The sequence below is a fragment of the Arcicella gelida genome (assembly GCF_034931025.1).
Classification (GTDB): domain Bacteria; phylum Bacteroidota; class Bacteroidia; order Cytophagales; family Spirosomataceae; genus Arcicella; species Arcicella gelida.
This window is the reverse complement of the sequence record NZ_JAYGIL010000004.1, coordinates 240,753-254,914: the sequence shown is the minus strand read 5'-3', so window position 1 is coordinate 254,914 and position 14,162 is coordinate 240,753. Positions and strand designations below refer to the sequence as shown.

The window sequence follows — 14,162 nt, the reverse complement described above, 5'->3', positions numbered from 1 at the left end:
GTTCATAACTCAAGGCTTTTCCTTACTCTTTTCTTTCATCACCTTCTTTTCAAGTGCTTCATAATATTTACAAAGATGCTTCAAGGCACATTCTCCACATTTTGGACTTCTTGCTACACAAATATATCGCCCATGAAGTATTAGCCAATGATGTGCCACAGGTACAGATGCTTCTGGAATATATTTAATCAATTCTTTTTCAACAGCTAAAGGAGTCGTTGCCGTTTTAGCTACCAAACCAATCCTATGAGATACTCTAAAAACGTGTGTATCTACCGCCATTGCTGGCTGATTATAGATCACTGAAACAATTACATTTGCCGTTTTACGACCAACACCAGGCAAAGTTTGTAGCTCTTCAATAGTACTTGGTACTTCTGAATGATATACCGAAACCAAACGTTGTGCCATGCCAATCAGATGTTTGGCTTTATTGTTTGGATAAGAAATTGAGCGGATATAGTGAAACACTTCATCAAATTCAGCTTTTGATAGTGATTCGGCATCGGGGAAACGTTCAAATAAAGCTGGAGTTACCATGTTCACACGCTTATCGGTACATTGTGCTGATAAGGACACCGCTACTAATAATTCGTAAGGTGTGCGGTAATGCAATTCCGTTTCTGCAATCGGAAAGTTTTCGGTGAAATAAGCGATTAGCTTTTGATAACGTTCTTTCTTGAGCATGGTATGGGTATAATTTAAAAGAAGCCTTCGATTTAGGCAAAGGCTTCTTTTAAGAAAATTAATTTTATATGTTGAAGAATATTTAAGTTTTAGGCTATCAAAAACCTTATCAACTCATAATCTCATAAAATCATTTACAACATTTCTGCTTCACGTTGGCGGTTTACTCTTGCCGAAACGAGAATACTTACTTCGTATAAACCCAACAATGGAATGGTTACCAATAATTGAGAAATCATATCTGGCGAAGGCGTAATAACAGCAGCGACAATCAAAATCACAACTACTGCATGACGACGATATTCACGCATGAATGATGGTGTAAGTACTCCAACTCTTGAAAGTACATAAGTAATCATTGGTAATTGAAAGGTTAATCCACAAGCCAAAGTCATCATTGAAAGCAATGAGATATAATCACTAATATCGAATTGGTTTTGTATGGATTCGTCTAATTTAAAGCTTGCCAAAAAGTTGATTGCCATTGGCGAAACTACAAAATAACCAAATGAAACGCCCATGAAGAAAAGTAATGAAACCCAGAAAACCGCTCCACGTGCTGCTTTTGCTTCAGTAATTTTTAAGCCTGGTTTTACAAAACGCCAAATTTCCCAGAAAAAATACGGGAAAGAAAATAACAAGCCCACAAGAATTGATTGCGTAAGTGCCATCATAAATTGACCCGATACTTCTCTACTTTGCAGAATAAAATTTGCTTGTTTGAAACACAACCCTTCAACGCCTGTAGCATCTGCTAATTTACAAAGCATTCTGTTCGTCCAAAATTCAGACTTTGAAGGCCCCATAATTACTTGCCCAAAGATTTCTTTTTGGAAAATCCATGCGGCAATTGTAAATATCAAAATAGAGGCTACCGAACGTAAGATATGCCAGCGGAGTTCTTCGAGGTGGTCAAGGAAGGTCATTTCTTCACCTTCAGTTTCGTCTAATTCTTTGTCAGATTCTTGGTCTAAAGCCATTTGTTGAATATTAATTTGCTTTTTTAGGGTAAGGATTTCTCTTAAAATTTCCTTTTTATTTGTCTTGAATAAACCATTACTTCGCTACAAAGAAGCAATGGCATAATTGTTCTGATGCAAAAGTACATCAAAAACACAAAAAAACTTGATTACCTGTGTGATTGTATGTTTAATTATAGGGTTTATCTGAAGATACGAACGTATTTGAGGCATAAAAAAATCTCCAATATTCAAGAATGGAGCATTGGAGATTTTTCAGGACTGAAAGAATTTATTCAAATACTATTCACCGTGATGATTTCTACTTTTTGATTTTGTAAAATACTTAATGGAAAAACGGTACTGCTTTCGCCCGTTTTTAAGGTGATAGAAGTCGTATCAATCGTAATGATTTCGCCTTTTACACCATCCAATACCACAATTTGTCCTTCTTTGAATTTATTTTTACTGTAGAAATTTGAAAGAATATTGGCTAAAACATCTTTCGATGCCATGCCGTAACCTACCGCAAAAGCTAAAATTATTCCACCAATAATCAGATTAAAGCTAGATTCCAGCAAACTTGTTTCAATACCCGCCTGCTTCAACGCTGCAATTAGGGCTATAATTAAAAAGAAAAAGAAAACAATGTTTCCCAATAATTTCCCTGAATCAATTTTCAAGGATTTACAAATATTCGTGACCGAATTTTTGAGTGCATCGGCAATCATTATTCCCGCTAAAAGCATCAATGCCGAAGCAATTAATTTAGGAATTAAATTGACTAACGATGTTACCATGTCTGTCAGTACTTTCATGCCCAGCGTTTCGGTGGCTGCCGTTACAAACACTAGCATAATGAAGTAATAGAGCATTTTTGCAACCAATTTACTTAGCTTAATTGAACCAAAACGCTGAATGATTTCAATAGTATTTAACTTTTCGCCAAGTTTATCAAATCCTGTTTTTTCAAGACCTTTCTGTAAAATATTGGTTACTATTTTAGCGATAATAATTCCAATAATCAACAAAACGATTGCTCCAAGTACTTTAGGAATAAATAAAAATAGCTGCTCTAAGAGCTTTTGAAAAGTTTGAAAAAGTATCTCTTGAATATTAGGCATAATAGTAATTGTTTTCGGAAGTGAATAAAAAGAAAATCAGACCTTGGGATTTTTTTCTTCGATGTGTATATCTTCTATAGATTTGGTAAAGGTGCTGATGAAATTACCTACAAATAATTCTACCAAAACAGACGTATTTCTGATGGTTTCGATTTCTGCTATCAGGGCAGACTTTACGTGAGCAGGTATTTTTTTTTCGGTGTCGATATTTTTAAATGAATTATTGTTCATGATTAAAAAAAACATGGATGGATTTTGTGATAATCACGCTCCAGAAAAATAAACTTTCTAAGTATGCCTTTTTGAGTTTGTCTTTCGCTCTGAGCAAACGCATTTTTACAGCACTTTCAGAAATATCTAAATTGCCAGAAATCTCTTTAATACTCATTTCATCTTGATACTTCATCATCAAAATGGTTTTGTCTTCAGGCACAATTTGCTGTAAAGCTTTACGAAGTCTATTTGCTTCCATTTCCGCTAATTCCGTTTCATCCTCTTCTTCGACTACATCAAAATGTTCTTCAATGGGATTTTCAGCAAACCTTTTCGTGATTCTTGTTTGATCGATACAGTAATTATAAGTAATAGCGTACAGCCAAGTAGAAAACTTGGCGGTTTCCTTGAATGAAGCAATATTCAGCACAAGCTTCATGAAAATATCATGAGTATAATCTTCAGCTTTGGCTTCCTCTTTGACGAACGATAAGCATTTGCGATAGATTTTATCAGCATAGCGGTCGTAAAGTTGTTCAAAATAGAGATTATTTTGATTGTCGATATACAGGGAAACTAATTGCTCGTCACTTAAATTTTTAAGATTCATTGATAGGTAATGCTAAATTCTCAACATGAATTCTTAACCGTTTTTGATTTTCCGTCAATTCGGTTAAGCAACTATACTTTCAGAGGGAATTTTGGTGAGCAGTGACGCTGTGTGTTTTGGAATACGAAAATAACAAAAAATATTTTAATCCTATTATATATTAAATAGCGAAAAGCCTTAAATTAGCTAAATCGCAAGGTTTTATATAATATTTTTAATAGAAGTAGCGTTCAAATTTATACATCATAATTTTTTGAAACGATGAAAAACCTTAGTTTTTTTTGCCTAACTATCTTGCTTCTAGGAGCTTGTAAGAATACCCAAAAGCCTGCAAATGCTAATTCGGAGCAAACTGCAAAAAAAGCGGAAAACCTTGCCAAAACTATTTTTACTTTAGAGAAAACAGCTTGTTACGGTACTTGCCCAGTATATAAGTTGAATATCTTCGAAAACGATAGTTTAGTTTATGAAGGCGAAAGGTTTGTTGGAACAATAGGTTTACATACTAAAAAATTGAAAAAAGGTACGGTGGCACAACTCACGAAAACATTCAGAGAAGCCAATTTTTTCAACTTCAAAAGTAGTTATGAAGCCCATATTAGCGATTTACCTACAACGATTATTGCTTTCAACGACGAGTCAAAAAAATTAAAGATTACAGACTATCACGGTAGTCCTGAGACACTCAAAAACCTAGAGCAATTACTCGCTAATCTGGTAGCTGACGAAGTACAAATCAAAAAAGAGTGAGTTTGAAAATTTAATAATTTCATAATAGAGGATATATTCTGATTAGATTTAACTTTGTTGAGACATGAGTGGAATGATTCCCAAATACAAAAAACGCAGTAGAGTAAAGGATTCTCTTGTGGGGAATCTTTTTTCCTTTCTAAATAATTTTATGAATACAAAGCAAACGCCAGATGAGAAACGTCGTCTTGAAAAAGTCATTAACAAATCGTATGACGTCATTGAAAAGTCTGACTATATCAGCCGTGATTTAAGTTGGTTAAAATTTGATGAAAGAGTACTTGACCAAGCAAGAGACGTTCGCAGAAATATTTTCGATAGATTAAAGTTTTTAGCCATTACAGCATCAAACCTTGATGAGTTTTTTACCATTCGTGTAGGTTCTTTGTATAACTACATCGACTACGGTAAAGAACGTACAGATTACTCAGGTTTGAGAGAATTGCCCTTCAAAAAAACCTTGATGGCAGCTACACAATCTTTTGTGACCGAAACACATAGATTGTACAAAGAAGATTTGTTCCCTGAATTTTTAGGAAATGGCTTTAGAGTAATCGGCTTGAACGACCTCAATCATGAGGAAATGGAACAAGTACTTGATTATTTTAATCGTACCATTTACCCAATGCTTACGCCGATGGTTTTCGACCATACGCATACTTTTCCGAGTTTATTGGGCAAAACCTTGATTTTTGGGGTTGTCACCAAAAGTGAAGGCGAACGTACAGAAAGTAACATCAACGAAAGTAGGAAAATTAGTTTTGTGCAAATTCCACAAAACTTAAAACGCTTTTATGTGGTAGAACGTGAGGACGAAATCATGTTTTTACCTATAGAAGAAATCATTCGTCATGAAATCTGGAAACTCTATAAAAATGTAGAAATTGAATCAGTCGCTTTGTTCAGAATTACCCGAAATGGAGACTTTGATTTAGTAGAACATGAAGATTCTGAAACAGATTTTATCGACGAAATCAAAAAGAAAATCAAAGACCGTCGTTTGGGTAGAGTAACCCGAATTGAAATGGAGGGTGGTTGTTCGGAATGGATGTTGCAGATGATGTTAAAACGTTGGAAGCTTGAAAAAAACGATATTTTTTTCAGCGATACCTTGATTGATTTTACAGCATTTTGGCAAATCATCAAACACGCAGAATTAAAATCAAAGCAAGTTGTACAAAGAGCATCAGTGCCAGCCTTGGGTCAGCTAACACAAAAACCAGAAAATATTTTTGAAACGATGAAACAAGGAGATATACTCCTACATCATCCATATAACAATTTTGAACCAGTACTTCAATTGCTTGAGCAAGCTGCTGAAGACCCACAAGTATTGGCGATTAAAATTACACTCTACAGAATTTCAAAGCATTCTCGCATTGCAGAAGCGCTTTTACATGCTGCTGAAAATGGCAAACACGTTTCGGTATTATTTGAAGTGAAAGCCCGTTTCGATGAAGAAAATAATATTCGTGAAGCACTTCGTTTACAAAAAGCAGGTTGTTTTGTAATTTATGGAATTCCAGGATTAAAAACCCACACAAAGCTTCTGCAAGTAATTAGAAATGAAGGTGATATGGTAAAAAGTTATGCACATTTATCTTCTGGAAATTATAATGAAGATACCGCAAAACTTTATACCGATATTGGTTTACTTACAACTGATGAAGTATTGACAAGAGATATTTCTGAGTTTTTCAATGTAATTACTGGGCATTCACAACCGCATTCTTATCAAAGATTGATTACCGCTCCACGTGATATGCGTAAGAGTTTGGTAAAAATGATTCAGCACGAAGCAGATAATGCCAGAGCTGGTTTACCAAGCGGAATTTGTTTTAAAATCAATTCATTACAAGATAAAATCACTATTGATGAATTATACAAAGCTTCACAAGCAGGTGTAAAAATTCAATTGATTGTTCGAGGAATCTGTTGTTTACGTCCGCAAAGAAAAGGATTATCTGAAAATATTACAGTACGTTCTATCGTCGGAGATTTCTTAGAACATACTCGTATTTATTATTTCCATAACAATGGCGAGCCTAAAGTTTATGGCGGTTCTGCCGATGTAATGGTAAGAAGTTTTGACCGTAGAATAGAATCACTTTTTGAAATTTATGGTACACAAGTTAAACAACAAGCTATTCATATTTTAGATTGGAATTTGAAAGACAATGTCAATGCTTATACCATGCAAGAAGATGGTTCTTTCATACGATGTGCATCGCCAGCGGAATGCGGAGATGATGCATTTAATATTCATAAGAAATTCTTTGAAGTAAATGCCGCAGAAGTAATGGAAGCCAAATTATTTCAGGAAGAAGAAATGATTGAAGAAGAATTGGGTACTGAAGTTTAAAAGATTCAATTTTCGGAATTTGAGATGCTCAATAAGTAAAAAAGGCGAACGTTTTCTAAATGTTCGCCTTTTTTGCGTCCTTTACAATAAAAAGGCATCTTTCAGAAAAACTTCGTTTTATGAATGCAATATCCACATCCAAAGCCATAAAATTTAATCAGATTTGGTTAGATTTCAGTAAACCTGTCAAAGAGTTTATTCGGAATCAAACGCATAATACCGAAGTGACCGACGACCTTCTGCAAGAAGTATTTATAAAAATTCATCAACATTTGCATGAGTTGCGTGAAGAGGAACGTTTGGCTGGATGGGTTTTTCAGATTGCCAGAAACACCGTGTTGAATTATTTTCGTTCAAAGAAAAGAGCACTTGAGCATGAAGATGCGGTCTATCAAAACAATTTAGAGCAAACATATTTTAGCGAAAATGAACTCAATACGATGGTAGCTCAATGGCTTGAACATTTTAGGCAAGATCTTGACCCAAAGTACGAAGAGGCACTTCGTTTAGTAGATATTGAAGGATTATCACAAGTACAATTAGCTGAAAAATTAGGCATTTCAGTTTCAGGAGCAAAATCAAGAGTGCAACGTGGCAGAGAGCAATTGAAGCAAAAACTCATGGATTGTTGCCCCGTAAAAGTAGATGCTTACGGAAACATTATTGAAATACGAAACAAAAAAGGAGAATGTCTTTGTGCTTAAATTCCGATAAAAATTAGTTTAAAGAAGCTTCATAAAATGGTTTTAAAAGTCTGGAAGTTTTAGAAGAAAGAATACGATACTGCTCCATTTTTACGTGTGAAGGCGTTTTTTCTAACTTTCTAATCACGAATTTTAAAGGTGTTTCTCTTGAAACAAAAACCAGAGAAATAAGCCAGTCTTGCGTTTGTGATTCTACCAAATAACCGACCAAAGAATCGCCAAGCCATTTTTCCTCTAATAATTGTAAATCATTGCCAGCTCCTTGAGAGTTTTCCTGAAAATCGTAATCGAAATGAAAAATATCCATAGTATTATATTTTATTATTTCAAGAATTTTTATAAATATAACGATAGTTGTGAGCTTTTGTTATTTTTTCAAAAGAAATATTTAAAAACCTGCGTCCATTTTTAAGATTCGGGTTCTTTCATACAAAAACAAGATTAATATGAAAACGCAAGAAGAGAATTTAAAAGACATTGTTAAAGAAAAATATGGGGAAATTGCCCTTCAATCAGCCGAATATAATGCCTCAACTTGTTGTGGAGCTGGACCTTCAGCTGGTACTTATACCATTATGTCTGAAAGTTATGAACATCTAAAAGGCTATAATCCTGATGCAGATTTAAGTTTAGGTTGTGGATTGCCAACAGCTTTCGCAAATATTCAAGCAGGTGATACAGTTATTGATTTAGGTTCTGGTGCAGGAAATGACTGTTTTATCGCTCGTGCTGAAACAGGAGCTACAGGCAAAGTAATCGGGATTGATTTTACAAAAGCCATGATTGATAAGGCGAGAAGAAATGCTGAAAAATTAGGTTATAATAATGTTGAATTCAGAGAAGGCGATATTGAAAATATGCCAGTTAATGATAATGTAGCCGATGTAATTGTTAGTAATTGTGTGCTGAATTTAGTGCCAAACAAAAGAAATGTCATTCAAGATATTTTTAGAGTATTGAAACCAAGCGGACATTTTAGTATTTCGGATATTGTTTTAGAAGGGGAGCTTCCTGAAGGATTGAAGTCGGCAGCAGAAATGTACGCAGGCTGTGTGTCGGGAGCGATTCAAAAATCTGAATATCTTCAATTGATTAAAGAAGCTGGTTTCGAAAACATCACCGTTCAGAAAGAAAAACCAATATTTCTGCCTGACAATATTTTGATGGAGTATCTTTCTATTGATGCTTTAAAAGCCTTTTTAGCATCAGGAACTGGGATTTATAGCGTAACGGTTTATGCTGAAAAACCAGCCATTGATGGCGTGAAGAAAGAGAAAGTGAAAATCAATTTAGCAGATTTAGCTAATGCGTCTTGCTGCACACCAGGAAGCGGTTGTTGTTAGGTATTCTTGATAAAAAAGCAGTCCGATTTTATTTCGGACTGCTTTAGTTTTTTTATGAGAAATACTTGGTCTTGCCCGGAATGGCTACTGGATAATTGCCGTTTGCATAGGGTTTCAGAGGCATATCTGCGTCCCAAGCAAAGGTTTTTGGCATAATGTCAATGCCCGAATTAATAGCTTTGTCCCATTCTATTACTTGTCCTGAGTAAGTTGCCATTCTTCCCAAAATAGAAGTCATTGTTGACTTTGCACCGTTTTCTGCATCAGCAAATTTGTATTCGCCTTTGGCTATGGCTGCAAACAATTCGTCGTGTTCGGTTTGGTAAGGCTGATTTTCTTTGGTCTTTTTATCAAAAGCATACAAAGGCTTTCCTTTGTGGTCAGTGATTTTGGCAGCATCGAACTGTATTTTTCCTTTTGTTCCTACTACCAATTCGTCAACTTTTGCCCAAGTACCTTTGATGTGTCGGCATTGTGAATTTAAAATTGTACCGTCGGCATATTCAAATTCTACAATATGGTGGTCGAAAATCTCTCCTGTATCTTTTCCTTTTCTTACTTCACGCCCACCAGTACCTCTGGCTCTTACTGGATAACCATTTTTCGCCCAGTTGATTACGTCGATATTATGAATGTGTTGTTCGGTAATATGGTCGCCACAAAGCCAGTTGAAATAATACCAATTTCGCATTTGGTACTCCATTTCTGTTTGTCCTACTACTCTTGGTTTAGTCCAAACACCATCATTATTCCACCAAGCCGAAGCCGAAACAATATCGCCAACCATGCCATCTTGCAAACGCTTCATTAATTCTCTATAAGAATTTTGATAATGTCTTTGCAAACCAACCACTACATTCAATTTTTTAGCTTTTGCTTTTTCGGCCGCCACTAATACTCTTTGAATCCCCGCTGGGTCAGTTGCCACAGGTTTTTCCATAAAAATATGTTTACCTGCATTCACTGCTGCTTCAAAATGAATTGGACGAAAACCCGGAGGAGTAGTCAGAATCACCACATCAGCCATAGGAATAGCTTTTTGGTAAGCATCAAAGCCAGTAAATTTATGGTCAGCTGGCACATCAATTTTAGCTTTTAAATGAGCGAAATCATCGCTAGTAATTTCTTGATAGCAGTTATCCAAACGGTCTTTAAAGGCATCAGCCATCGCTACTAATTTCACATTTTGCTTAGTGCTTAATGCCTGAATAATTGCACCTGTTCCTCTACCTCCGCAACCAATTAAAGCTACTTTGATAGTATCATCAGAGTTACTATTGAAAAAGGATGCCTCCGATAAAAATGGAGTAGTAAGTATTCCACCTGTGATGATAGAAGTACTCTTTACGAAATCTCGTCTGTTAAAGTTCATAGTTGTTTAGTTAATTGTTTATTTTTTGCTCTAAGCAGTAGGCTATATGCTTTAAGCTTTACTTTGTGCTTGCCTAAAGCTTAAAGCCTACTGCTTAGAGCTTATTTTAACATTTTCTCAAAAAAAGCCTCCACTTCTTCTTTAGTAGGCTGTTTTAAGGGGCGAATAATTCTGAAACCTACAAAGGGAGAATCAGCATTCCACCATTTACTTTTTGGAATTTGTGGGTCTCTTCTGTTCCAAACCGCATCTGATTTCAAACGATTGGCACTTCTTAATTGAATGGCTTCGTCTTGATAGTTTCCACCTTTAACAGTACTTGGATAACGTTTTAGTTTCGCATTATAAGGATTGGTTTCGCCGACCTGTATTTTCTGATAAAAAGTTTCGTCATACTGGTCGAGTGTCCATTCAGCTACATTACCAAGCATATCGTACAAACCCCAAGCATTTGGCTTTTTCTCGCCTACATGATGATACTTATCTTCTGAATTATTTTTAAACCAAGCATAATCTGACATTTTAGAAGCATCGTTTCCAAAAAAGAATGCTGTATTACTTCCTGCACGACAAGCATATTCCCATTCAGCTTCTGTTGGCAACCTGTGAAAAATCCCTGTTTTGTAATATAACCATTTACAATACATCAATGCAGCGTATTGTTGCATGGAATTGGCAGGAAAACCGCCAACTTTTCCCATGCCTAAAGTAAAATCTATATATGGTGGACTCGGACGAGTAATGGCGTCTGGTCGGGGTTCTGGGTCTCTTTCTTCTTCAAAGAATAATTGATATTCGTCGTAAGTAACTTCATAAGCACCCATCCAAAAAGGTTCAATTTTTACTTTTACTTGTGGGCTTTCATCCACTTCATGTCCTTGTTCTGAGTCTGGACTTCCTAACATAAATTCCCCAGCGGGAATTGGCATCATTTTGTACTTTACAGAAGTGTTTGGAATGGTCTGCTCGTAAGGTTTAAAATCTTGAGCAATAGATTTTTGAGTGATAATAATTAAAAAGATAAAGAGTATTTTTTTCATAAGGTTATTTAAAATATTAAGGTTTTCCCAAAATTATAAAAACACTCTTGCGTATATGTCCTGATTAATCATACTTTACTGATTTCAATTGGCAAAATATGTTTTAAAACCATCCGTTTACTATTGAAGTATTTTCTCTCGTTTTATTTTAGCAATTAAATGTCACACAATTCAGTAGAGATTTTATTCGCTTCATGGCATTTATAATGCAGAAAGCACTGCATGTAGTTGACAACCAATCTACAATAGCAAAGTCTGGCAGAATGAAGGTTGTATTTGTCTGTTCAATTAAAGCCATCGGTTAAAGGAAATAATAAAAATTAATCAGGAATTTCTTAGAATTAGAACTTTACAATCATTTAATAAGAATTTTTTCATGAATCTTTTAAAAGTACAAAAAAGGTAGTAATTTTGTCTTGCAAATAACAATATCAACGATATTTGCCATGTTAGATACATCCAAGTTCCTTTTCGAAGCCCTCACTTATGATGATGTGCTTCTTCTTCCCGCTTATTCTGAAGTCCTTCCACGAGATACAAGTACGAAATCAAAACTTACTCGTAACATTATTTTAAATACTCCAATTGTTTCTGCTGCGATGGATACTGTTACCGAAGCTGAGTTGGCTATTGCTATGGCTCAAGAAGGTGGTATCGGAATTATCCATAAAAATATGACGATTGCCCAGCAGGCTGCTCAAGTAAGAAAGGTAAAACGTTCGGAATCAGGAATGATTATCGACCCAATTACGCTTACTGAAGGACAAACCTTGGGAGATGCTCACCGCATTATGCGTGATTTCAAAATTGGTGGTATTCCAGTAGTGAATGATGCAGGAAAACTGATTGGGATTCTTACTAATAGAGACTTACGTTTTCAGAAAGATTTGACCAAATTGGTGACTGAGATTATGACCAAAAATAATCTTATTACTGCCAAAGAAGGTATTTCGCTTGAAGATGCAGAAAGCATTTTACAAGAATATAAAATTGAAAAATTACCAATTATTGATAAGAATTCAAACCTTATTGGCTTGATTACTTATAAAGATATTTTGAAAAGAAAAAGCCATCCAAATGCTTCTAAAGATTCATTAGGTCGTTTAAGAGTTGGTGCTGCTGTAGGTGTTACTGCTGATTTACTTGAAAGAGTAGAAGCTTTAGTAAAAGTTGGTGTTGACGTAGTAAGTATTGATACTGCACACGGGCATTCAAAAGGAGTGATTGATGCTTTGAAATCTGTAAAAGCAAAATTCCCAAATCTTGATGTAATTGTTGGTAACGTAGCAACTGGCGAAGGTGCAAGAGCTTTAGCCGAAGCAGGTGCTGATGCCGTAAAAGTTGGCGTTGGTCCAGGAAGTATTTGTACTACTCGTATTATTGCTGGAGTAGGTATGCCGCAATTAACTGCTGTTTATGAAGCTGCTTTAGCCGTTGCAGACTTAGGCGTTCCTGTTATTGCTGATGGTGGAATTCGTTTCTCAGGTGATATTGTAAAAGCAATCGCTGGCGGTGCAAGTACTGTTATGATTGGTTCAATGTTAGCTGGTACAGACGAAGCACCAGGTGAAATGATTATTTTTGAAGGACGTAAATTCAAAACTTATCGTGGTATGGGTTCTGTAGAAGCGATGGAAGATGGTTCAAAAGACCGTTACTTCCAAGATGCAGAGGACGATATTAAGAAATTAGTACCAGAAGGTATCGTTGGTCGTGTACCGTTCAAAGGTGCAGTGGCTGAAATCATTTACCAAATGGTTGGAGGCTTAAAAGCTGGTATGGGTTACTGCGGTGCAGGGAACATCGAAGCCATGCAAAAAGCGAAATTTGTAAAAATTACTGCGGCTGGTTCAAGAGAGAGCCATCCACACGATATTACCATTTCAAAAGAGGCACCTAACTACAGTGCCAAATAAGAATAAGATACTTTAGTCCGTTATTTGTGGAAATTATAAATAACGGACTAAAAAATATATTATGAAGAAACAGCATTTTCTCTTCTTTATCGTAAGCTTATTTTATTCGTCGAACATTTTTGCTCAAGAAGTAAAAAGTCAAGAAGTAAAGCCTCAAGAAGTAAAAACACCAGAAGTTAAACCGCAAGAAATCAAGCCTCAAGAAGTAAAACCTAAAGAGATAAAAAAAGATACTTCTTATTGGAAAAAGAAAACCCAATATGGTGCTAATTTCAGCAATGCTGATTTTAGTAACTGGAGTCCAGGAGGACAAAACGCTACAGGTTTTACCGTTTTTTTCAATACAAAAAGAGAGTACGCCAAAGCAAAAACTACTTGGGTAAACGATTTGCAAATGCAATATGGTTTGCTCAATAATGGTAACGGTTTTAGAAAAAGTATCGACCGTTTGTTTTTTGATTCAAAAGTGGGTCATAAAATATCCACTACTTGGGCTTTAGTTGGAGTATTCAACTTTCAATCACAATTCACTTCGGGTTATAAGTATGGCGATGTTGCTGCCAACGATATAAAGATTTCTAATTTTTTATCGCCTGCTTATATTACAGAATCTATTGGGTTTGAATGGCGACCAAAACCTTATTTTAGCATGGTTGCATCGCCAGGTGCTATTCGTCAAACAATTGTAACAGACGATGGTGTAAGAGAAAAAGACCTAATAACTGGAGAATTGAAACCCGCTTATGGAGTACGTGTAGGCTCGAAGTTTAGAAATGATTTTGCCCTTATTCAAGTGGTTTCAAATTTTGATAAGGATATTGCCAAAAATGTCAACTTGAAATTACGTCATCAGGTTTTTATCAATGCCAGTTCTTTGGGACATATTGATAATAGAATTGATGCAAAAGTTGCTGCTAAAATCAATAAATACTTTAGTGCTACTTTTGATTTTATTTTACTTTATGATGACGATTTAAGCACTAAAATTCAACAAGCTAGAAATTTAGGTTTAGGTTTTTTGCATACTTTCTAAGATTTTCACCATATTAGTATTGTCAATTACTCTAAAAACACTCAGAACA

At 35.4% G+C, this 14,162-nt stretch carries 14 protein-coding genes; 6 read left to right on the top strand and 8 right to left on the bottom strand.

What is annotated here, in order from left to right:
• Positions 1–9: 9 nt before the first annotated feature.
• The 5 genes from nth to VB776_RS04745 form a co-directional block, all read right to left on the bottom strand.
• A complete protein-coding gene (gene nth / locus VB776_RS04765; protein WP_323326526.1) occupies positions 10–687 on the bottom strand; it encodes an endonuclease III in 678 nt (225 codons plus the stop codon).
• A gap of 134 nt (positions 688–821) precedes the next feature.
• Positions 822–1,667 (bottom strand): twin-arginine translocase subunit TatC, encoded by an 846-nt coding sequence (gene tatC / locus VB776_RS04760; protein ID WP_323326524.1) that lies wholly within the window; start codon positions 1,665–1,667, stop codon positions 822–824.
• A 275-nt stretch (positions 1,668–1,942) separates the two neighbouring features.
• Entirely contained in the window at positions 1,943–2,770 is an 828-nt protein-coding gene (locus tag VB776_RS04755) for a mechanosensitive ion channel family protein (RefSeq protein WP_323326522.1), read from the bottom strand.
• A gap of 36 nt (positions 2,771–2,806) precedes the next feature.
• Positions 2,807–3,001: a hypothetical protein gene (locus VB776_RS04750; RefSeq protein ID WP_323326521.1), complete on the bottom strand. Its 195-nt coding sequence runs from the start codon at positions 2,999–3,001 to the stop codon at positions 2,807–2,809.
• On the bottom strand, positions 2,991–3,593 hold the full coding sequence (locus VB776_RS04745) for an RNA polymerase sigma factor (protein ID WP_323326518.1): 603 nt from the start codon (positions 3,591–3,593) through the stop codon (positions 2,991–2,993). Before VB776_RS04745 ends, VB776_RS04750 begins: the two co-directional genes overlap by 11 nt.
• Before the next feature lie 261 nt (positions 3,594–3,854).
• Here VB776_RS04745 and VB776_RS04740 point away from each other — a divergent pair, with 261 nt between their 5' ends.
• From VB776_RS04740 to sigZ, 3 genes are all read left to right on the top strand, one after another.
• The gene (locus VB776_RS04740) at positions 3,855–4,343 is read left to right on the top strand and encodes a DUF6438 domain-containing protein (protein WP_323326517.1); all 489 of its coding nucleotides are present in this window, start codon (positions 3,855–3,857) and stop codon (positions 4,341–4,343) included.
• 151 nt (positions 4,344–4,494) lie between these two features.
• Positions 4,495–6,705 carry a polyphosphate kinase 1 gene (gene ppk1 / locus VB776_RS04735; protein ID WP_323326515.1) on the top strand — a complete coding sequence of 737 codons (2,211 nt, stop codon included), beginning with the start codon at positions 4,495–4,497 and terminating at the stop codon, positions 6,703–6,705.
• 119 nt (positions 6,706–6,824) lie between these two features.
• Complete coding sequence (sigZ, locus tag VB776_RS04730) at positions 6,825–7,409, top strand: RNA polymerase sigma factor SigZ (protein WP_323326512.1); 585 nt, start codon at positions 6,825–6,827, stop codon at positions 7,407–7,409.
• Positions 7,410–7,422: 13 nt separating this feature from the next.
• On the opposite strand, the gene VB776_RS04725 is transcribed toward sigZ, so the two are convergent.
• Positions 7,423–7,716 carry a hypothetical protein gene (locus VB776_RS04725; protein WP_323257685.1) on the bottom strand — a complete coding sequence of 98 codons (294 nt, stop codon included), beginning with the start codon at positions 7,714–7,716 and terminating at the stop codon, positions 7,423–7,425.
• A 139-nt stretch (positions 7,717–7,855) separates the two neighbouring features.
• On the opposite strand from VB776_RS04725, the gene VB776_RS04720 reads away from it, so the two are divergent.
• Positions 7,856–8,752 (top strand): arsenite methyltransferase, encoded by an 897-nt coding sequence (locus VB776_RS04720; RefSeq protein WP_323326510.1) that lies wholly within the window; start codon positions 7,856–7,858, stop codon positions 8,750–8,752.
• A 52-nt stretch (positions 8,753–8,804) separates the two neighbouring features.
• Here the strand turns inward: VB776_RS04720 and VB776_RS04715 are convergent, their stop codons facing one another.
• The gene (locus tag VB776_RS04715; protein WP_323326508.1) at positions 8,805–10,124 is read right to left on the bottom strand and encodes a Gfo/Idh/MocA family protein; all 1,320 of its coding nucleotides are present in this window, start codon (positions 10,122–10,124) and stop codon (positions 8,805–8,807) included.
• Positions 10,125–10,225: 101 nt separating this feature from the next.
• Positions 10,226–11,164, bottom strand: coding sequence for a formylglycine-generating enzyme family protein (locus tag VB776_RS04710; protein WP_323326506.1), 939 nt, complete (start codon positions 11,162–11,164; stop codon positions 10,226–10,228).
• A gap of 446 nt (positions 11,165–11,610) precedes the next feature.
• Here VB776_RS04710 and guaB point away from each other — a divergent pair, with 446 nt between their 5' ends.
• The gene (gene guaB, locus VB776_RS04705; protein WP_323326504.1) at positions 11,611–13,080 is read left to right on the top strand and encodes an IMP dehydrogenase; all 1,470 of its coding nucleotides are present in this window, start codon (positions 11,611–11,613) and stop codon (positions 13,078–13,080) included.
• A gap of 61 nt (positions 13,081–13,141) precedes the next feature.
• Positions 13,142–14,113, top strand: coding sequence for a DUF3078 domain-containing protein (locus tag VB776_RS04700; protein ID WP_323326502.1), 972 nt, complete (start codon positions 13,142–13,144; stop codon positions 14,111–14,113).
• The last annotated feature ends 49 nt before the right edge of the window (positions 14,114–14,162 follow it).